General features: G+C 48.3%; 19 protein-coding genes and 3 pseudogenes. 15 read left to right on the plus strand and 7 right to left on the minus strand.

Annotated features, from left to right (window positions below; genetic code table 11):
* Window positions 1-8 precede the first annotated feature (8 nt).
* From RS881_RS22110 to RS881_RS22140, 7 genes and pseudogenes are all read right to left on the minus strand, one after another.
* Window positions 9-488 (minus strand): annotated as a pseudogene (locus tag RS881_RS22110) (sensor histidine kinase); the annotation flags it as partial.
* The gene (locus RS881_RS22115) at window positions 434-1,651 is read right to left on the minus strand and encodes a GAF domain-containing protein (RefSeq protein ID WP_315823073.1); all 1,218 of its coding nucleotides are present in this window, start codon (window positions 1,649-1,651) and stop codon (window positions 434-436) included. The gene RS881_RS22115 and the pseudogene RS881_RS22110, both read right to left, overlap by 55 nt.
* Window positions 1,573-2,088, minus strand: a complete 516-nt coding sequence (locus RS881_RS22120) for a CHASE3 domain-containing protein (protein ID WP_315823074.1) — start codon at window positions 2,086-2,088, stop codon at window positions 1,573-1,575. Before RS881_RS22120 ends, RS881_RS22115 begins: the two co-directional genes overlap by 79 nt.
* 90 nt (window positions 2,089-2,178) lie before the next feature.
* A complete protein-coding gene (locus tag RS881_RS22125; protein ID WP_315824570.1) occupies window positions 2,179-2,409 on the minus strand; it encodes a sensor histidine kinase in 231 nt (76 codons plus the stop codon).
* Window positions 2,393-2,962 (minus strand): sensor histidine kinase, encoded by a 570-nt coding sequence (locus RS881_RS22130; RefSeq protein ID WP_315823075.1) that lies wholly within the window; start codon window positions 2,960-2,962, stop codon window positions 2,393-2,395. Before RS881_RS22130 ends, RS881_RS22125 begins: the two co-directional genes overlap by 17 nt.
* A complete protein-coding gene (locus tag RS881_RS22135) occupies window positions 2,940-3,752 on the minus strand; it encodes a response regulator (protein ID WP_315823076.1) in 813 nt (270 codons plus the stop codon). The genes RS881_RS22130 and RS881_RS22135 overlap by 23 nt, the downstream gene beginning before the upstream one ends.
* 175 nt (window positions 3,753-3,927) lie before the next feature.
* The gene (locus tag RS881_RS22140) at window positions 3,928-4,170 is read right to left on the minus strand and encodes an RNA recognition motif domain-containing protein (RefSeq protein ID WP_315823077.1); all 243 of its coding nucleotides are present in this window, start codon (window positions 4,168-4,170) and stop codon (window positions 3,928-3,930) included.
* Window positions 4,171-4,470: 300 nt separating this feature from the next.
* Between RS881_RS22140 and RS881_RS22145 the strand changes: the two genes are divergently transcribed.
* The 15 genes and pseudogenes from RS881_RS22145 (at window position 4,471) to RS881_RS22215 (ending at window position 20,125) form a co-directional block, all read left to right on the plus strand.
* On the plus strand, window positions 4,471-4,740 hold the full coding sequence (locus RS881_RS22145; protein ID WP_315823078.1) for a short-chain dehydrogenase: 270 nt from the start codon (window positions 4,471-4,473) through the stop codon (window positions 4,738-4,740).
* A 326-nt stretch (window positions 4,741-5,066) separates the two neighbouring features.
* Window positions 5,067-5,345, plus strand: coding sequence for a hypothetical protein (locus RS881_RS22150; RefSeq protein WP_315823079.1), 279 nt, complete (start codon window positions 5,067-5,069; stop codon window positions 5,343-5,345).
* Window positions 5,342-5,932: a 3-oxoacyl-ACP synthase III family protein gene (locus RS881_RS22155; RefSeq protein ID WP_315823080.1), complete on the plus strand. Its 591-nt coding sequence runs from the start codon at window positions 5,342-5,344 to the stop codon at window positions 5,930-5,932. The genes RS881_RS22150 and RS881_RS22155 overlap by 4 nt, the downstream gene beginning before the upstream one ends.
* Window positions 5,933-6,395: 463 nt before the next feature.
* On the plus strand, window positions 6,396-6,830 hold the full coding sequence (locus RS881_RS22160) for a hypothetical protein (RefSeq protein WP_315823081.1): 435 nt from the start codon (window positions 6,396-6,398) through the stop codon (window positions 6,828-6,830).
* 239 nt (window positions 6,831-7,069) lie between these two features.
* Window positions 7,070-7,621 (plus strand): Ig-like domain-containing protein, encoded by a 552-nt coding sequence (locus tag RS881_RS22165; protein ID WP_315824571.1) that lies wholly within the window; start codon window positions 7,070-7,072, stop codon window positions 7,619-7,621.
* Window positions 7,606-8,724, plus strand: coding sequence for a CBM96 family carbohydrate-binding protein (locus tag RS881_RS22170; protein WP_315824572.1), 1,119 nt, complete (start codon window positions 7,606-7,608; stop codon window positions 8,722-8,724). Before RS881_RS22165 ends, RS881_RS22170 begins: the two co-directional genes overlap by 16 nt.
* A 238-nt stretch (window positions 8,725-8,962) precedes the next feature.
* Window positions 8,963-9,889: a PQQ-dependent sugar dehydrogenase gene (locus tag RS881_RS22175; RefSeq protein ID WP_315823082.1), complete on the plus strand. Its 927-nt coding sequence runs from the start codon at window positions 8,963-8,965 to the stop codon at window positions 9,887-9,889.
* A 17-nt stretch (window positions 9,890-9,906) separates the two neighbouring features.
* Complete coding sequence (locus RS881_RS22180) at window positions 9,907-12,864, plus strand: CBM96 family carbohydrate-binding protein (protein ID WP_315823083.1); 2,958 nt, start codon at window positions 9,907-9,909, stop codon at window positions 12,862-12,864.
* A 167-nt stretch (window positions 12,865-13,031) separates the two neighbouring features.
* On the plus strand, window positions 13,032-14,117 hold the full coding sequence (locus tag RS881_RS22185) for a polysaccharide lyase 6 family protein (protein ID WP_315823084.1): 1,086 nt from the start codon (window positions 13,032-13,034) through the stop codon (window positions 14,115-14,117).
* Window positions 14,099-15,622, plus strand: coding sequence for a CBM96 family carbohydrate-binding protein (locus tag RS881_RS22190; protein ID WP_315823085.1), 1,524 nt, complete (start codon window positions 14,099-14,101; stop codon window positions 15,620-15,622). Before RS881_RS22185 ends, RS881_RS22190 begins: the two co-directional genes overlap by 19 nt.
* A gap of 324 nt (window positions 15,623-15,946) precedes the next feature.
* A complete protein-coding gene (locus RS881_RS22195; RefSeq protein WP_315823086.1) occupies window positions 15,947-17,230 on the plus strand; it encodes a discoidin domain-containing protein in 1,284 nt (427 codons plus the stop codon).
* 280 nt (window positions 17,231-17,510) lie between these two features.
* Window positions 17,511-18,172, plus strand: a pseudogene (locus RS881_RS22200) (glycoside hydrolase family 5 protein); the annotation flags it as partial.
* Between the two features lie 159 nt (window positions 18,173-18,331).
* Window positions 18,332-19,108, plus strand: coding sequence for a CBM96 family carbohydrate-binding protein (locus RS881_RS22205; RefSeq protein WP_315824573.1), 777 nt, complete (start codon window positions 18,332-18,334; stop codon window positions 19,106-19,108).
* 32 nt (window positions 19,109-19,140) lie between these two features.
* A complete protein-coding gene (locus RS881_RS22210; protein ID WP_425476388.1) occupies window positions 19,141-19,602 on the plus strand; it encodes a T9SS type A sorting domain-containing protein in 462 nt (153 codons plus the stop codon).
* A gap of 116 nt (window positions 19,603-19,718) precedes the next feature.
* Window positions 19,719-20,125 (plus strand): annotated as a pseudogene (locus RS881_RS22215) (FKBP-type peptidyl-prolyl cis-trans isomerase).
* The last annotated feature ends 102 nt before the right edge of the window (window positions 20,126-20,227 follow it).

Here is a 20,227-nt window from a genome sequence, read left to right on the forward strand (position 1 = left end):
TGCTTATCGGGTGAAATGCCAATGCCGGTATCTTTTACTGTGAAGATCAGTGTATGGCTTTCGGGTCCGGCAGTGGAGATCTTTAATTCCACATATCCTTTTGAGGTGAACTTTAAGGCATTTGCTACCAGGTTTTTGATGATCTGTTCCAGCCGCAGGCGGTCGGTTTCTATTATACCCTGCACCTCCTTGTCAATGGCTGTTTTGAAAATAATCCCTTTCTCCCGGGCAATGGGATCAAATAAAGCTGTCATGTCCTGGGCAATATCCTGCACGGCCACATCGGCATACTGCAGCTCCATTTTACCGGCTTCAATTTTAGAAAGATCGAGGATCTCATCAATTAAGGACAATAATCCATGCCCCGAACTTTGTATTACCCGCGCATATTCTATTTGCTCATTACTTAAATTGTTTTGGTTGTTTTCCGACATCAGCCTCGATAATAGCAGGATGGAATTGAGCGGGGTGCGCAGCTCGTGCGACATATTGGCCAGGAACTCCGACTTGTAACGGGTGCTTTGTTCCAGCTCTTCCGCCTTTTCTGTATCTCCAGGTTCCTTTCAAGTACCAGTTGATTCTTTTCTTCCAGCAGGCGCGCCCTTTCTTCCAATTCGCCATTGGCTTCTATCAGTTCTTCCTGTTGTACTTTTAGTTCTTCTTCCGATGCTTGCAGTTTTTCCGTTTGTGCTTCCAGTTCACTGTTAATGTTTTCCATTTCATTGTGCTGGGCCTGCAATTCCTCGGCCTGTGACTGGGTCTCTTCCAGCAGTTCCTGCAGGCGGCGGCGGTTTTCGATGCTGTTGATGGCAGTGCCGATATTATGGGCTGCCGTTTCCAGGAAGTTTATCTCCACTGGTGTATAGGCTTTAATGCTGGCCAGTTCTATTACACCCATGATCTTCTTTTCATAGAAAAGAGGGATGGCAATGATGCTTTGCGGTTTAATATTTCCGGTGGCATGGCTAATGGTGATCAACCTGGCCGGCACTTCCTGCAGGTAAATTGTTGAGGCGTTGGCTGCACATTGTCCGGCAATACCTTCACCCCAGGCGATATGTTGTTTTGCCAACTGTTCATCAAACGCATAACCCTTGATAAAGCGGAGGCTGGTATTGTCTGTTGCCCGGTAAAAAGCGCCTGCCAGGCTATTGGTATATTGAGCCATGAAGTGGAGCAGGCTCTTTGAAAGCGAGGGCAGCTCATATTCGCCAAGCATCTTTTCATTGAGGGTAGCAATTCCGGTTTGCAGCCATTCTTTATCGGCCAGTAAATTAAAAGAATATTCCAGGGAGCTGCCCATTTTATTGAGTGCCAGGCTCAGGCTACCCAATCCATCTGCTCCTTTATCCTGCACCCGCACGGTATAATCGCCAGCCGATATTTTATTGGCTACTTCCTGGATGATATGGATGCGGCGGCTAATGTCCTGGTCTTTCGCTTCCAGTTCCCGTTGTAACTGGGTTGTTTTCTCAAAATCGCTGCTGACCCGCAAAAAGGATATTACGGTGATGAAGAGCGAGAGTAGGGCAGCGATCACTATGAGGATGGGGGTATAACTGGCAAAGCGGTTCATTTGAGCAGTTCGTTGGGCCAGTACCTGCTCTTCATTGGCCACCATGCCATTGACCACAGCCCTGGCAGCATCCATATGCTTTTGCCGTCCAGTAACTGTTCGGTAGCGACTGTTTCGCCAGCCCGCTTTTGAAGAATGCGACGCTCCAGGCTCGATAAGCGCAGTACCACGATCTCTTGCAACTTATTGGCCTGCATTTGTTGTTCCCGGTTATCGGCTGTGAGGGTTTTGAGATCATCCACAAAGGCTTTAGCGCTATCAATGGAGCCAGTATAAGGAGCGAGAAACCGGTCATCGCCGGTAAGCAGGTAACCCCGCTGTCCGGTTTCGGTATCTTTGAGGGTAGACATGATCTTTTCTACCAATTGTTTCACCTGGTTGGTATGTTCTACCTCCCGGGCGCTTTTGGTCAGGTTACGGATGCTAAGGAAAGAGGCTACGGAGCTAATGACCAATAGCAATAAAGAAATGCCAAAGCCAATGATGAGGTTCCGTTTAAAGGTCGATTTCATGGAATGTCTTATTAAATGCCTGTTACAATTCCTGTGTTTACATTATCCTGTACCAGCGAAGATTGTATTCTTCGTCTCCGCTTATGGTGGTCAACTATTATTCCCCTGTTGCACTGGCAATATCATAATGAAGGTGCTGCCGCGTCCTTCTTCACTTCGGGCGGTGATAAGACCATTGTGGGTTTCCATGATCTTTTTAACAATGGCCAGTCCGATACCTGTGCCTTCATACTCTTCTTTAGAATGCAGACGCTGGAAAATAGAAAATATCTTGCCCAGGTAAACCTCATTAAAACCGATGCCATTATCGGTTACAGTGATGCGGCAATATGTTCCGGTTGAATGGGGGAAGCGTCGGGATCTTTGTCATTAATGAACGTGGTGCGGATATGGATAATGGGTTTTTCCTGTTGATTGAAAACTTGAGTGCGTTGCTGAGGATATTTTGGAATACCTGTCTGATCTGTGCAGGGATCACGGCCAGCAGAGGAATCGGATCGGAATGGATAATAGCTTGTTTTTCCTGGATCAGTAATTCCATATCGACCAGTATTTCCTGTATGACCAGGTTGATATTGGTGGGTTCAAAAACACCAGAGATGGACAACCTTGAATAATTGAGTACATCGGTGATGAGTTTATTCATGCGTTCGGAGGAATGGATCAACCGGTTGATGTAGTTTACTGCGTCTGGGTTATTGGCCAGGAACTTGTCTTTGATCAGGTGGCTGAATACCTGGATCTTTCGCAAAGGCTCTTTGAGGTCATGAGAGGCTACGTAAGCAAATTGCTGTAATTCATGGTTGCTGATCTCCAGTTCCTGATTGGCTTGCAATAATTCCTGGGTGCGTTCATTTACCCGTTGTTCCAACAACTGATTCACCATTTTTGTTCATGGATATCGGTAAATATACCAACCCATTTAAGGATCTCGTTGTCCTTTTTACGGGAGTAAGGGTGAGGAGGTGAAAGCGGTATTCGGGTGATTTCAAGGGCCTGATGCTGACCTCAATTGCTTCCTGCTGGCCGGAATTTACTGCCCGTTGGATACAGTGGGTTATAGACAAACCTTCGGATGGTGTTTGGGGAAACATGTCTTTGCCAAAGGAATATTGGTGCCAATAGCTGTTCACAAATTCAATGGTGCCGGTAGCATTGGAAGTAAAGGCTATTTGAGGGATGGATTCCAAAACCGACCTTAGTTCTTCTACACTTTGGTGCAAGGCTGCCTGGGCATGTTTGCGTACTTCTATTTCATCACGTAAGGTTTTCTGTACCTCATTCAGTTCCCTGTTTTGCAAGTGCAGCCGGTAAAAGGTCTTTACTTTCAGTAGCAGGATATCGGGATCAAAAGGCTTGGTGATGTAGTCGATGGCGCCGGAAGTATATCCTTTGGTGATGAATCGTTTGTCGGTATTAACTGCTGAGAGGAAGAGAATGGGGATGTCTTTCGATTTGCTATAACCGCTTATAGCTTCTGCGACCTCAAAGCCGTCCATGCCGGGCATTTGTACGTCCAGTATAATGAGGAAATAAGCGTTCTTCAATACTTTGCGCAAGGCTTCTTCACCCGATGCTGCGGTATCTACCCGGAAATGGTGCAGCCCAAGGAGTTTTTGTAAAGAGAAAAGGTTTTCTGGCCGGTCATCAACGATCAGTATCATAAACAGCTAAGTAAGAATAATTTGGCCAGATTATGACAGCAAAAATAAAATACACACTGTAGATTCTTGTCTACACAAAAGAGGATGGCTGCTGATAAAAAAATCGTGCCAGCAGTTGTGAACAGAGTTGCAGGGGATGCGGGTAAAAAGAGTAGGGATAGGAGAGGCGGGTTGACTACCAGCCGTTGGGTACTTCATTTACTTCCATATAGGTATTCATGAAGAAGCGTTCATGCAGGTTTTGAATGGCTATGGCGCCGGCCTGGTTGTCCATTTCAACATACCCACAACCCAGGGAGTGACCTGTTTGATGATCTGAAAGGATACGAACTGAAGTTATTTTGCCGAAAGGAATAAAGAGTTGGATGAGGTGTTGAGCGGTGGTTTTTCTGTTGAGGTTGCCAACAAAGATGTTCATAAGAGTGGTTTTTGAACGTGGATAATGGTACGGAAGGAGGATTTTGGGGATGGTAAACTGAAGATAACCAAATAGTATTCAACCGCCTAATTTGTTTTGGAGCAAAAATAGACCTGGTGGGGCAATTGACACTGATAATTAATCAGTTAACTATTAAAATTAAAAATCGTACCTTTGCACCGTTAAAAATCCTCCCGGTGCCCGAATGGTAGTTCTTTTGACCTGGCAGGAAGTATGACTTGGTTAAGGTTTTCCGGCATCGTCAGCCGGTTATTATGTTCTTTAAATCTTTAATTGCAGATGACAAACGATCAGATTGAAAAGTTCCTCCAGGATAAGAATCCTGACAATGCTCCAGTAAGGATTGGGTTTAAAACCCGCAAGCCTTTTATTGGCATTTTTATTAAAACGCCAGATTATGCTGAGTTAAAATCAAAGAATTTCTGGGCGATTGTTTGGGAGTCGAATATTGAGACCTACCAAAAATCAAAAGATGCCAAATTATCCCGTATATTCAACGGCTCGGAGATAACCAAGTTATCGCCTTTCAAAAAGGGAAGCGAAGAATAGGGGCTTTATCTTTTTGGCGGTTCCGGTAAACAATAATTGTAGATCATATCTCAGTAATGTTGAATATGGTGTATTAATTAGTGGCGTGTTTTTTTGTCGTTTATATTTAACCATGCTGTTGCAATAATGCAAAGATCAATTATTACGGGTACCGGAAGCTACATTCCTTCTGTTATCAAAAGAACAGTGATTTTATTTCCAACCGCTTTTTTACGGAAGACAGGCATGCCATTGACCGCCCCCAGCGGGAAATTGTAGACAAATTCAAGCAGATCACCGGCATTGAGGAAAGGCGTTATGCGCCCGAAAATATCACTGCCTCCGATATGGCTATCCAGGCCAGCATCCTGGCTATCCAGGACAGTGGCATAGACCCCGAAACGCTCGACCAACTCATTGTGGCCCATAACTATGGGGATGTGCTGGCCCATACCACCCAAATGGATGCGGTGCCTTCCCTGGCCTCCCGCATCAAACAAGGGCTAGGCATCAGGAATCCTTCCTGTATACCTTATGATATTTTATTTGGCTGCCCGGGCTGGCTGCAGGGGCTTATACAAGCCGACTTGTTTTGCCGGGCAGGCGCTGCCAAAAATGCCTGGTGATCGGTACGGAAACGCTGTCACGGGTAGTAGATGGTTTTGACCGCGACAGTATGATCTTTTCCGATGGAGCCGGGGCCTGTGTGCTGGAATACAAGGAAGCTGGTCCGCAGGCTGGCATCCAAAGTACCAGTACCAGGTCGGACAGTGTAGAGGAAGCAGGTTATATTTATTTTGGTACTTCCAATGCCCCTGATGCCGAAGCGCATACCCGCTATATCAAAATGAAAGGCCGCAAGGTATATGAGTATGCTGTGAAATACGTGCCGGCAGCCATGAAAGAATGCCTGGATAAAAGTGGTATCGGCCTACAGGAATTGAAAAAGATCTTCATCCACCAGGCCAATGAGAAAATGGATGAAAGTATTGTCCGCGCTTTTTACCAATTATATGGAGCACAACCTCCCGCCGATATTATGCCCATGTGCATTCATTGGCTGGGCAATAGTTCCGTAGCTACCATTCCCACCTTATATGACCTGGTGCGCCGTAATCAGCTAATGGAGCATTCCCTGCAGCCCGGCGATGTGATCCTGTTCGCATCAGTAGGCGCCGGCATGAATATCAATGCAGTTTGTTACCGCTACTAAGTAGAAACTATTACACCTTACTGTTATACCAGATTAAGCTAATATAGCTTAGTATTCGGTTAATTGAGGTAATTCGATCGATCAGGGAAAAACGTTACTTCATGGTCTTAACTTTTTTCTAACAAAACTGCTTGTATTATGAAGAAATGTCCAATTGACTATTCTTAGGATTGCCCTTTTACCGGTCATTGTTTAATTACGCATTCCTGCTGTATACTGTACAAACTCTCCACTCCATTTACTTCTTACTGTTTACCCCCTAAACGGCTACCTGCAGGAATCCCGTAAGGTCATTGCTATAAGTGAATAAGACGCACTAAGGCATTTTATTGCCTTTCAACATGGTTATTGCTACATGGCTCAGGAGCCTGAAATGCTCCTGCCAGGATTGTTATTGCTGTGCCGGCCGGGTTAATGGCTGGCGCCGCATAGGCATGTTTTATTCACTGTTAAAAACCTTATTATGAAACAACTGTATGCGCTACTTTCCTTCCTGTTGATTATTACTACCCTGCATGCTCAGGTAAAATTAAGCGCCGATGGGCCAGGCGATACTTATGAACTCATTGAATCGAAAGGTTTCGGTATAGAAAATCCGGAATGTATACATGGCAGCTTTGGCCGGCATGTGACAGAAATATTTGATAATACGCTGGGCAAAAATGTTTTTGTATTCCACAGTCATGCAACGGCTGATAATGACCGTTGTACCAATCTTGACCGGGTACGTATGGAGATCAAGGGAGGCAATGGCTCAACCCCGAAATGCAACATACGGAAGGACAAACGGCTTATTACCGATGGAAGTTCAAGCTGGATGCAGGCTTTATTCCTTCCAGCCGGTTTACTCATATTTTCCAGATCAAGGCCATTGATGGCGATGCTGGTGCACCGCTAATGACGATAACGCCCCGGGCTGGCAATCCGCAAAAGATGCAGATCATTCACAGTGCAGGGGAGGGTAGCGGCAGCCTGGGTACGGTACATGAGGTAGACCTGGCGCCTTTTAAAGGCACCTGGGTAGAGGCGTATGTAAAATACAAGAGCAGTGAAGGCAGTGCCGGCACCTTTGAAATTACCATCAAAAGGGTCAGTGATGGGGCTACCTTGCTATCCTATAGCAACAACTCGTTGGATATGTGGCGTACTGGCGCCAGTTACAATCGCGGTAAATGGGGTGTATACCGGGGTAAAGATGATGTATTACGTGATGAGCAGGTACGTTTTGCCGATTTCTGTATTTCAGAAAGCAGTGCCAGTTTGTGCCCCAGTGATATTGGCAGTAATCAATTGCCTGCTGTGAGCATTACATCGCCCGCTAATAATGCCAGTTTCACTGCACCGGCTTCGGTAACGATCAATGCCAACGCTTCGGATGCAGATGGTACGGTGAGCCTGGTGGAGTTTTTCAATGGCAGTACCAAACTGGGCGAAGATGCTTCAGCGCCTTATAGTTTTTCGTGGACGGGTGTAGCGGCAGGATCTTATACACTTACTGCAAAAGCCACTGATAACAATAGTGGAGCTACTACTTCTTCACCAGTAAATATCACCGTACAGGCAGCGCCTGCCTGTTTACCTGTAGTGGCCAGTGGCGATGATGGTAATGTGGCGGCCAATGTACTGGACAATAATCCAGCACCCGGTGGAGTGCCACGGGCGATGGGCAATGGATACAGTTCTGCCTAAGCAATCCTGCTTCCATAACCGGCGTGCAGATCGCTTTTTACAATGGCAATACGCGTACATCCACTTTTGATGTACTGGTAGGCAATGATGGCCTTAACTGGACTACGGCAGCCAGTGGCCGGGTAAGCAGTGGTACCTCACTCAACCTGGAAACATTCGGCTTTAGCGCCATTACGGGTAAATATGTACGTATCGTAGGACATGGCAACAGTGTAAATGCCTGGAACAGTTATACTGAAGTGAAGATACAGACAGGTGCAGGAGGCGGACAAACCATTACGCTTGCACCACAGCATGATGCTTATGTGCGCAATGGTACGGCTGCCGGCACCACGCATGGTACTACTGATGCCAATATACTGGTGACCAAACTCAACTCCACGGCCTCAGCGGGTAATGACCGTCATACCTACCTGCGCTTTGATGCAGCCAGTGCGGGCAGTACCATTACTTCCGCCCTGTTGCGCCTGTATGGCAAGATCGATGACGATCGCAGCACCAATGTACCCATCAATGTTTATGGCGTGTCCAATACCACCTGGACTGAATCGACCATTACCTGGAATAATAAACCTGCTACAGGTTCCAGTGCGTTGCAAGCCGCTACGGTAACAGATGCTACAGCGCGTTACTATACCTGGGATATTACGGCTTATGTACAAAGTGAACTGGCTGCCGGGCGCACGCTTATATCGCTGGCCTTGCTTAGTACGGTAGCCACCGATCCCCGTATTACCTGGAATTCCAAAGAAACCGGCAGCAATGCACCTGAACTGGTAATCACTACCAGTACGGCGCTGCAATCACAAAGGCAGTCCCTGGTAGCAAAAGCTGAAGGAGAGACCGGTAAACTGAACCTGTCAGCCTATCCCAATCCTTTCAGCAGCAGTAATACGGTGGTAGTGAACCTGGCGAAGGAAGGTTATACGCTCCTGGCTGCTTATGATATGACAGGTAAACAGGTGGCTGTACTGGCTAGTAGCCGTTTGTCGGCAGGTACGCACCGTATTCCATTCCGGTCCGAATCATTGCCGGCTGGTGTTTACTTATTGCGCCTCTTCAATAATGGACATACGATTACGCAAAAACTAATTAAAGAATAAGGGGTCCTGCATCCAATAAAGGTGGGCCGCCTTGCATCCAGGTAAGGCGGCTTCCCTTCAGGAGTTCGCAGGGCGACCCACCTTCTGCCGGAGTTTGTCAGGACGATATACCACGGATACCATAAACACTTATCAAAACCAATCAGCATGAAAAAAACAGTTGCTTGAGTAAAGCAAGGCAATTACTGCTTTACTGCTGCCTTTTCCTATTCCTGCTACAACCAGCCCGGGGCAAACATTGCCCGCCAATTTTCAACGGGTACTGATTACAGGAAGTATTAATGGCCCCACGGCCATGGCTTTCACACCCGACGGGCGGGTGCTGGTATGCCAGCAGAATGGCCAATTACGCGTTGTAAAGAATGGTAGTTTATTGACTACCCCCGCCATCACCTTATCGGTAAATACCAGCGGAGAACGTGGGCTGATCGGTGTGGCAGTAGATCCCAATTTTACTACCAACAATTATATTTATCTCTACTATACGCATACAACAGGGCCACATAACCGGCTGAGCCGTTTTACAATGACGGGCGATGTGGCGGGATCAGAATCAACCATACTTGATTTTCCAACTTTGAGCGGCATTTACCACAATGGTGGGGGCCTTGCTTTCGGAAATGATGGTAAACTGTATGTAGCGATTGGTGAAAACCAGGTAGGTTCCAACTCTCAAAACCTGGATACCTATTTGGGCAAATTGCTGCGTATTAATTCCGATGGATCGGTACCTGCGGGTAATCCTTTTACCGGTGGTGCAGCCCGCAGCCGGGTATGGGCGTATGGATTACGTAATCCATTTACTATTGCATCGGACCCGGCAACTGGTAAAATATTTGTGAATGATGTGGGTAATGCCACCTGGGAGGAGATCAATGATGCCACTACGGGCGGTAAGAATTTTGGCTGGCCCGATAAGGAAGGTATGTGTACCAGCGGTTGCACAGGTTATACCAATCCTATTTATGTATATGCTACCAACCGCACTGATCCTCCACCAAATGGACAAGGTTGTGCCATTAATGGGGGTACCTTTTCAATGGCGCCATCAGTAACTGGCCGGCAACGTATAATGGAAGGTATTTCTTCCTGGATTATTGCGGTTCCTGGATCGACTATATCAACCCTGCTTCTCCATCACGGGTGTCTTTTGGCACTGGTCTGAGTGGTGGAAATGTATACATGAAACAAGGCACAGATGGCAACCTGTATTACCTGCGCCGTGATAACAGTTCCCTTTATCGCATTGTATATACAGGCAACCAGGCGCCTACCATTACCACACAGCCGCAAAATACGTCTGTGGTGATTGGTGGCACAGCCACTTTCACGGTAGCGGCTACGGGTAGTCCGGCACCTACTTACCAATGGCGCAAAGGCACTACCAATATTGCAGGCGCTACGGGTACTACTTATACCATCACCAACGTACAAACCTCGCATGCGGGACAATACAATGTGGTGGTGACCAATAGTTCGGGTACCGTAACCAGTAGTAATGCCACGCTAACGGTAACACAACCCAATACTTTGCCGGTAGCTACGGTCAACAGTCCCACCAATGGCGTCTTGTTCCGGTCGGGTGATGTGATCAGCTATAGTGGTACCGGCACTGATGCCGAGGATGGAACGCTGAATGGCAGTACGTTTGAATGGTGGGTTGATTTTCACCATGCCACGCATATACACCCCGGGCCGCAACTGACGGATGGGGTGGCCAGTGGATCATTTGTAGCGGACCTTTCGCAACACAATGAAACGGATGTATGGTACCGCATTTACCTGGCCGTACAGGATTCGCAGGATGGGCGTGATACTTCTTATGTAGAGGTATTCCCGGTTACATCCACATTAACGCTGGCCACACAACCGGCTGGTTTGCTGGTACGACTGGATGCAGTGCCCTTTACCGCACCTTACAGCACAGAAGCGGTATCAGGGGCTACCCGGCCCATCGTAGCCATCTCGCCGCAAACGGTGAATGGGGTGACGTATATCTTTGATCATTGGACCCAGGGTGGTGCTGCAGCGCAGAATATTGTGGTTACAGATAATGACGTTACTTATACAGCGCATTACCGGGTGGCGCCTGCACCCGTTAACTTCACGGCAACGCAGGATGCTTATGTGCGGGATGGTACCAATGCAGGTATTACCCATGGTACTACAGATTCCACTTTGCTGATCACCAAGGTATCACCCGCAGGGCAATTGAATAATGCCAGGGAATCTTACCTGTTGTTTGACCTTACTCCGGTCAATGGCAATGTATCCAACGTAACCTTGAAAGTATATGGCAAGGTAGACCTTACTACGGTGCCTTCGGTACTGGTAGGAGCCTATCCGGTAGCCAATACTACCTGGACGGAAAATACGCTTACCTGGAACAATAAACCAGCTACCAGTGCTACTGAACTAAGTTCGGCTACGGTAACCAATACGGCTTACTCTTATATAAACTGGGATGTGACCAATTATGTAAGAAGTGAATTGTTGGCCGGCCGCAAGAAGATATCGCTGGCGTTGAAGAGTATGATAGCACATGATCCGCGTATTTTCTGGAACTCATCAGAGTTTGGCTCCAACCCGCCGCAACTATCATTGATTGTTGATGGAGCGGCCAGTAATGTACCGCCCACGGTGAGCATTACTTCACCGGCTAATAATGCCAGTTTTACAGCGCCTGCTTCCATCACCATCAACGCTACGGCTGTTGATAGTGATGGTACGGTTACCGGTGTGGAATTCTTCAACGGCACCACCAGCCTGGGTGTTGATAATGTAGCACCTTATTCCATTACCTGGAACAATGTGCCGGTGGGTTCTTATACGATCACTGCCAAAGCAACGGACGACAGTAGCGCTGTTACTACTTCGGCGCCGGTTACTATTACTGTTAATGCAGCACCCTCTTGTACGCCTGTAACGGCCAGTGGCGATGATGGTAATGTAGCTGCCAATGTATTGGACAATAACCTCAGTACGCGCTGGAGTGCCAATGGGGATGGTCAGTGGATACAACTTTGCCTGGATGATACGCTAACGGTGACGGGGGTGCAGATCGCCTTCTATAGTGGCAACACACGTACATCAACCTTTGATGTATTGGTAGGCAATGATGGCGTAAACTGGACTACCGCAGCCAGTGGCCGGGTAAGCAGTGGTACTACGCTGAACCTGGAAACCTTTACGTTTGCCGCTCAAACCGGGAAGTATGTACGTATAGTAGGGCATGGCAACAGTGTAAACCTGTGGAATAGCTATACAGAGGTGAAGGTGCAAACCAGTCAAGGTAGTCAGCAGATCACATTAGCGCCTTTGCATGATGCGTATGTACGCAATGGTACTTTTGCAGATATCACCCATGGTAGTACCGATGCGGCGATCCTGATCTCCAAGCTTAATTCCAACCCGGCTGCGGGTAATGACCGGCAAACTTACCTGCGCTTTGATGCCAGTGGAGCAACCGGTACGGTTACTTCGGCCATTCTGCGGGTATATGGCAAGCTGGATGATAACCGCAATACCAATGTGCCGGTGAATGCATTGGCTGTATCCAATACCACCTGGACGGAAACTGCCATTACCTGGAACAATAAACCAGCTACCGGCGCTACGCTTGGCAGTGCTACGGTAACAGATTCCATAGGCCGCTATTATACCTGGGATATTACTTCCTATGTACAGGCCGAAAAAGCGGCCGGCAGGAATAATATCTCCCTGGCATTACTGGCTACGGTAGCTACCAATCCGCGTATTACCTGGAACTCCAAAGAAACAGGCAGTAATGCACCGCAGTTGGTGATCTCTACCGGTACGCAGCTTACCCAAGCGCCCTTCCTCCGTAAAGGAGCTTCAGGCGAGGAAGAAAAAGCTGCTTCAACGGGTATGAGCCTGGGCAATTACCCCAATCCATTTGGCGCCAGTAGTACCATTACTTTCTCGCTGGAGAAAGCGGGCTATACTACCCTGGGGGTATTTGATCTGCAGGGCAGGCAGGTGGCTATGCTGGTACGGGGCCGTTTACAAGCCGGTAACCACCAAACCAGGTTTGCCGTCAATAAACTGGCAGCAGGAGTATATGTGTTGAAACTGGTGCAGGATGGAAAAGTGGTAACCAGGAAAATGCTGAAAGAATAAGTAGTTCTGTTTTAAGAAGTGACACCTTTCCTTTGCCACGCGAACGAAAGGTGTCACCTCTTAGAGCTTATGTTTTTCCTTTTATCCATTAAAACAACGACTATGAGTAAAAATTCTATTTACTATTCTTCCATTCATAAAACGCTACATTTCAAAGCAAGCTTATTGTGGTTATTCCTTTCCATCGCCGGGATGGGGGTGATAAGGGCAGCCACCATTACGGTTACCTCTTTATCGGCCCTGCAAACAGCCATCAACAATGCCGCACCGGGGATATTATTATACTGGCCAATGGGATATATACGGCCTCATCGGATATTACGGTTAACAAACAGGGTACCGGGGCGCAGCCCATTACGATCAAAGCACAAACGATTGCCGGTGCAGAAATAAAGGGTACGGCGGGATTTAATATTGTAAGCCCGGCCAAATACATCATCATCCAGGGCTTTAAGTTTACGCACAATGCTTCGCAGGCTACCATGGCCAGTGGTACCAGCTTTTGCCGGTGGACACGGAATATTTTTGAAACGCCTGGCGCAGGGGAAAACCTATTGCTCAATGGCAATGACCATGAGGTAGACTATAATACTTTCCAACACAAGAATGCGCTGGGGCGCTTCATTGCAGTGCGTGGCTCGGGTAGCCAGATTGCGCAAAGGTTGTATATCCACCACAATTACTTTCTGGACCAGCAACCACAAACAGGCAATGGCGCCGAAACGGTTCAGTTTGGGTTAAGTGGTTATAGCCTTTCTTCCAGCAACAGCATTATGGAGTATAACCTGTTTGAAGAATGCCAGGGTGAAAATGAAATGATCTCTATCAAATCATCAGCTGTAACTGTTCGCTACAATACGATCCGTGATTGTGGTGCGCAGTTCACTTTACGCCATGGCAATTTCTGCGTGGTGTATGGCAATTACTTTATTAATACACCGGGTATCCGCATTTTTGGTGATGACCATAAGGTCTTCAGCAATCATTTTGAGAACTGCAATCCCGCTATCAATATCGGTAATGGTGATGGAGAGGTAGCCAATGGCGATCCGCTAACTGCGCATGACCGGCCCGACCGGGTATTGATCGCTTATAATACATTGGTCAATAACCCGGCCAATATAACGCAAAGTGGACGCACCAATGGATTGGGCGCCACGGCCATCACGGTAGCCAATAATGTTATACAGGGTGGGGAGCGGCAGCATCCATTGCCGGCCCTTATACGGGTGGCGTGTGGAGCGGCAATATGATCTACAATACGAATGGCGCGGGTTCCATGCCTGCTGCCGGTTATACAACGGCCAATCCGTTACTGGCCCGTGATGCCACGGGTACTTTTCACCTGCAGGTTGGTAGCCCGGCTATAAATGCCGGTACCGGTTCTTATCCTTCTGTCACTTTTGATATGGACGGGCAAGCGCGTACGGCGCCCCTGGATAAAGGGGCGGATGAGGTATCGGGCGCAGCGGTGACAGCACAGATCCTTACTACTGCCATGGTGGGACATGCTGGCAACTATACACCTCCCACACCTGGTTGTGATCCTGTAAGCGCCAGTGGCGATGATGGCAATGTCGCAGCCAACGTATTGGACAATGACCTCAATACGCGCTGGAGTGCCAGTGGTGATGGGCAATGGATACAGTTTTGCCTGGGCGATACACTTTCGGTAACGGGCGTCCAGATCGCCTTCTACAGTGGTAATACCCGCTCTTCCACTTTTGATGTGCTGACGGGCACTGACGGCATAAATTGGACAACGGCTGCTGCCGGACGGGTAAGCAGTGGTACCTCACTGGCGTTGGAAACCTTCTCGTTTGCTGCTGTTGATGCCAAATATGTACGTATAGTAGGCCATGGCAATAGTGTGAACCTGTGGAACAGTTATACTGAGGTGAAAATACAGACTGGCTCCCCGGGTGGCGGCACTTTCACACTTACTCCAACGCAGGATGCCTATGTGCGCAATGGTACCAATGCGGCCGTAACACATGGTACCACTGACCCCAATACCCTGCTTACCAAACTCAATGCAACTGCATCGGCCGGTAATGACAGGCATACCTACCTGCAATTCAATACGGCGGCGGCCAGTGGTACAGTTAGCTCGGCTGTATTACGCCTGTATGGTGGACTGGATGATAACCGCGACAACAATATCCCGGTGAATGTATACGGGGTTAGCAATACTACCTGGACGGAATCAACCATTACCTGGAATAATAAACCGGCTACCGGCGATTCGTTGCAGCGGGTAGTAGTCACTGATTCGGTGAAGGGGTATTATAGTTGGGACATTACCGCTTATGTGCAGGCCGAAAAAGCCGCAGGCCGTCATACGCTTTCACTGGCCCTGCTGGCGCGTATTGCTACCGATCCACGTATTGGCTGGAACTCCAAAGAAACAGGCAGTAATCCGCCACAATTGGTAATTACTACCACTGGCGGGTTGCGTACGGCAATTACGCTGGCTCCACCGCCGGTTAAGGAAGTAGTGCAGGCAACCATTGTGGGCAGTTATCCCAATCCATTTAGCAATCAGCACACTGTACGGTTTCACCTGGAAAGAGCCGGGCTTGTACACCTGGCGATATTTGACATCAGTGGCCGGCAGGTAGCCGTATTGGCCAATGGTCAGTTGTCAGCCGGTTATCACCAACGCCAGTTTAATGGTAAAGGGTCACCAGCCGGTGTGTACATCGTGAAGCTGTTGCAAGGCGGTAAAGTAACAACACAGAAAATAGTGAAGGAGTAAGAAAGCTGCGAGTTGCGAGCTTTGAGCTGTGAGCGAAAGGCATTGAAGTCGTAAGGCAATTGGCCATTAGAGGTGACACCTTTCCCATGCTTCGAAAAACGAAAGGTGTCACCTCTTTCGAACCCTTCGACAAACTGACAGCCGTAAGGTTCAGGCTGACATTATCAAATAAATAAACACTTGTCACATGAATGTTAAAACGAATTTCGGCATACTGGGCATCTTGTTTATACTCATTCCCTGCTTATCGTTACAAGCGCAGCTGGTAGCGGCTGGGTATCTTATTCTCCTACCAAAAAGATACACCTTGATAATGAGGCCGGATTGCAAACATTTAACTGGAGTGCTTTTCAATCGGTATGCAGTCCGGTATGTGCCGATTATACCTATACCAGTGGAGATGATACGGAAACTTTCCGCTTGTTTGATAACCGCACCAACCGTTCGGAGATCAGGTTACAGAATGAGTATTCTACCGGCAGTCGCCAGTTTGAAGGTTATGTTACCATCTATGCGCCATTGGAAGATGAGAGCCTGATGCAGATCTTTGGCAGCACTTCGGGCGCTACGCAAATGATGATCAGGGGATATGCGGCCGATGGTGGTTCTATTCGTGGTGCCGGGCAAACACTGGCTACGGGCATCTATGGTGTTGAGCTGCGCATCAATGTGATCCACTTGCAGGAAGATGCAGGCAATAAGATCATCATCTATGTAAACGGTGTTAAGAAAGCGGAGATAGCCGACAATGAGGCGGTCACCAATTATCATAAGTATGGTAATTATGGTACGCTGACTACAGATGAAGCCATTGTAAAATGGCGGAAGGCACGTTTCTTCCGTGATGGTACAGCTCCTTCCAATGCATTGGTAACCAACCTGGCGCTCAATAAACCGGTAACGGCCTCTTCCGAACCACAACCGGAAAACCCGGCAGCATCGGCTGTTGACGGCAATACCAGTACCCGCTGGTCGGCCACAGGCTATCCGCAATGGCTGGAAGTAGACCTGGGTGAAGTGGCTACGCTTACCAGAACTGAATTGGTCTGTTATTCAGACCGCGCTTACCAATACACCATTCAAGCCAGGAGCAGCGCTTCGGGTTCGTGGACACAGATCGTCAACCGCAGCAGCAATACAACGCCTGGTACGGTGGCTTCGCCCATTGTAGACAATCTTAGCAGTGTAAGCGCCCGCTATGTACGGGTAAATGTTACCGGTGCTTCGGGTTATACGGGGCCCTGGGCCAGTTTGTCGGAGTTCAGGGTATTTGGCACTTCCACTGCCTTATTGAGCGGCCCGGCGGAAGCCAGGCAGGGTAAGCAGGCAGCAGACGTCGCAGCCAAAATTGCAGGAAACGAATTGCTGGTAGCTCCCAATCCGGTTACGGGTGGCAAGGCCACCCTCAGGTATACACTTAGGCAGGCGGGTCGGGTACAGATCAGCATCTACAATGCCGGCGGACAAGCTGAAACACTGGCTGATAAACATCAACAGGCAGGCATCTATTCGCTGGATTGGAATACAGCCGGCAAAGCCAAAGGGTTGTATATCGTGTATATGCTGATTGGTGATCAAAAAAAGAGTGTTCGATTATTGGTGAAATAAATCGGGGTGACACCCTTTCATTTGAAGAGGTGACACCTTTCGTTTTTCGAAGCAAGTGAAAGGTGTTACCTCTATGGAATCATTAAACCATTATTCATTTAAAAGAATCCTCATGAAAAAAAGAATCCATTTCTTGTTGCAAGTAGTAAGTCTGCTATGGCTTACCCTGTTTCTTGCACCCGATAGCGGTGCACAAACGCCGGTGGCCAAAAATGGCCAGTTGCGCGTAATTGGGCTGAAGTTGTGTAATCAGTATGGTAATCCCATCCAACTGCGCGGTATGAGTACGCATGGCATTCAATGGTATGGCTGGGGTAGTTGCTTAACAGAGGCCTCCCTGGATGCACTGGCTTATGATTGGGGGTCTGATATCTTGCGCATATCGCTCTATGTGCAAGAGGGTGGCTACGATACCGACCCGGCAGGTTTTACGGCTCAGGTAAGCCGGCTGATCGATGAAGCCACAGAACGAGGTATGTATGCGCTGGTAGACTGGCACCAGCTAACGCCCGGTGATCCCAATGCCAACCTGGCCAAAGCCAAAACCTTTTTACGGCTATTGCCAATGCGCACAAGGACAAAGTGAACATCATTTATGATGTATGTAATGAACCCAATGGTGTTACCTGGGCCAGAATCAAAACGTATGCAGACCAAATCATTCCCGTGATCCGTGCTATTGATGCCGATGCTCCCATCCTGGTAGGTACTCATGGCTGGGGTTCCTTTGGTATATCGGATGGCCGTTCGGCCCAGGACATTGTGAGCAATCCGTTGACCTTTTCCAATATCATGTATACGTTCCATTTCTATGCCGCTTCGCATGGACAGGAATACCTGGATGAATTGGATTGGGGTTCGGACAGGCTGCCGGTTTTTGTTACGGAGTTCGGTACACAAACGGCATCAGGGGATGGTTCCAACAATTTTACCAGGAGCCAACAGTACATAGACCTGATGCGTACGAAAAAGATCAGTTGGACCAACTGGAACTATTCAGATGATTTTAGAAGTGGTGCAGTATGGACTACAGGTACCTGTTCGGGAGGCCCATGGACGGTTGCCAGGCTCAAACCAGCCGGCGCCTGGATCAGGGAGCGGATGTTGAGCCCAGCCGATGATTTCCCGGGTGGGGTGGTTACACCTACCTGCGATCCGGTGAGCGCCAGCGGTAACGATGGCAATGTACCCGCCAATGTATTGGACAATAACCTGGGTACCAGATGGTCGGCCAGTGGTAATGGTCAGTGGATACAATTCTGCCTCAGTGATACGGTTTCTGTCACCGGTGTGCAGATTGCCTTCTACAGTGGTAATACCCGTACATCAACCTTCGATGTGCTGGTGGGCAATGATGGCACCAACTGGACCACTGCTGCTGCAGGGCGTGTAAGCAGTGGCGCCTCTCTTAATCTCGAAACCTTTACGTTTACACCTGTCGAAGGTAAGTATGTGCGCATTGTAGGGCATGGCAACAGTGTGAACTTGTGGAACAGTTATACCGAAGTGAAGATACAAACCGGCGGTGGCGGTGGTAATCAACAAATAACCCTGCTGCCCGTACACGATGCTTATGTGCGTGATGGCACCAATGCTGCTGGTACCTTTGGTTCTACTGACTCTACTTTACTGATCACCAAGCTATCCCCGGCCGGACAGTTGAACAATGCACGGGAAGCCTACCTGCGCTTTAACCTGGCTGCGGTAAGTGGAACGGTATCAGCTGTTCTGTTGAAGGTATATGGAAAGGTAGATCTTACAACGGTGCCCAGTGTGCCAGTAGGTGTATTTGCTGTGTCGAACACCACCTGGACCGAAAATGCCCTCACCTGGAATAATAAACCCGCTTCGGGTACGGCCCTGATACGGCTACGGTAACCAATGCGGCTTATGCCTATGTTACCTGGGATATTACGAGTTATGTACAAAGTGAGCTAACGGCAGGCCGTACCAATATCTCCCTGGTGATGAAGAGCCTGATAGCGCATGACCCACGTGTATTCTGGAATTCGAGTGAGTTTGGTTCCAATCCACCACAGCTGGTAGTTACCACCACGCAAACCCTGCGTACGGGCAACCTGTTAACGGGGAAAACCGGGGAGGATGCCGGGGCGCCCCAAGTAAGCCTGCGCAGTTTCCCCAATCCTTTCCATGAAAGCAATACCATTCAGTTTTACCTGGAAAAGCCGGGCTTTATCAACCTGGCTGTATATGATATGACGGGTAAACAGGTGGCTGTGCTGGTCAATAGCAATTTACCGGCAGGACAACACCGGGCCATGTTTAAACCAGTGGGTACTGCTACGGGTATTTATACCATCCGGCTGGTGCATGACCGCAAGGTGATCACCCAAAAGCTGGTGCGAGAGTAGGCGTTCTTATTTTCATATAGCAATTAACAAGCCGGGTACGTCTGTACCTGGCTTTGTTTTTTGGCTATCTTTGCCGGAAATATACCATTATGGGAATTGCAGATAAATTGTTCCAAATGAAGAATGAGAAAGCAGCTGCCAACTTGAAAGCAGGGCAGGATTTTTTAGAAGCCAATAAACAAAAACCGGGTATTGTAAGTCTGCCCAGTGGACTGCAGTATGAGGTTATTACCGAAGGTACCGGCGCCAGGCCTACTGCTGCCAATAAAGTAACTTGCCATTACCATGGCACCCTGATCGATGGTACCGTGTTTGACAGCTCAGTAAAGCGTGGACAACCTGCTACCTTCCCCTCAACCAGGTGATCAAAGGCTGGACAGAAGGCGTGCAATTAATGCCCCAGGGCAGCAAATGGCGTTTCTTCCTTCCTGCCGACCTGGCTTATGGCGACAGGCAGGTAGGTACGCATATAGGCCCCAATAGTGCCCTTGTTTTTGAAGTTGAACTATTGGGTATTTCCTAATCGGAAACCTTATATATTGGGCTATCCCTGATAGCTTTTGTACAAATCGCATAAAATCTATGCGATTTGTTGTTTTAGACATGGCAGGCTAAGGTTAATAGG

Origin of the sequence: Paraflavitalea speifideaquila (assembly GCF_032395985.1) — a bacterium.
Lineage (GTDB): Bacteria > Bacteroidota > Bacteroidia > Chitinophagales > Chitinophagaceae > Paraflavitalea > Paraflavitalea speifideaquila.

Bases quoted from the DNA above. Each gene is read 5' to 3' on its own strand.
- RS881_RS22115 (WP_315823073.1), bottom strand. From the start codon at position 1,651: ATGGATGCTGCCAGGGCTGTGGTCAATGGCATGGTGGCCAATGAAGAG.
- RS881_RS22120 (WP_315823074.1), bottom strand. From the start codon at position 2,088: ATGAAATCGACCTTTAAACGGAACCTCATCATTGGCTTTGGCATTTCT.
- RS881_RS22135 (WP_315823076.1), bottom strand. From the start codon at position 3,752: ATGATACTGATCGTTGATGACCGGCCAGAAAACCTTTTCTCTTTACAA.
- RS881_RS22140 (WP_315823077.1), bottom strand. From the start codon at position 4,170: ATGAACATCTTTGTTGGCAACCTCAACAGAAAAACCACCGCTCAACAC.
- RS881_RS22145 (WP_315823078.1), top strand. From the start codon at position 4,471: ATGACAAACGATCAGATTGAAAAGTTCCTCCAGGATAAGAATCCTGAC.
- RS881_RS22150 (WP_315823079.1), top strand. From the start codon at position 5,067: ATGGCTATCCAGGCCAGCATCCTGGCTATCCAGGACAGTGGCATAGAC.
- RS881_RS22160 (WP_315823081.1), top strand. From the start codon at position 6,396: ATGAAACAACTGTATGCGCTACTTTCCTTCCTGTTGATTATTACTACC.
- RS881_RS22165 (WP_315824571.1), top strand. From the start codon at position 7,070: ATGTGGCGTACTGGCGCCAGTTACAATCGCGGTAAATGGGGTGTATAC.
- RS881_RS22180 (WP_315823083.1), top strand. From the start codon at position 9,907: ATGAAACAAGGCACAGATGGCAACCTGTATTACCTGCGCCGTGATAAC.
- RS881_RS22205 (WP_315824573.1), top strand. From the start codon at position 18,332: ATGTTGAGCCCAGCCGATGATTTCCCGGGTGGGGTGGTTACACCTACC.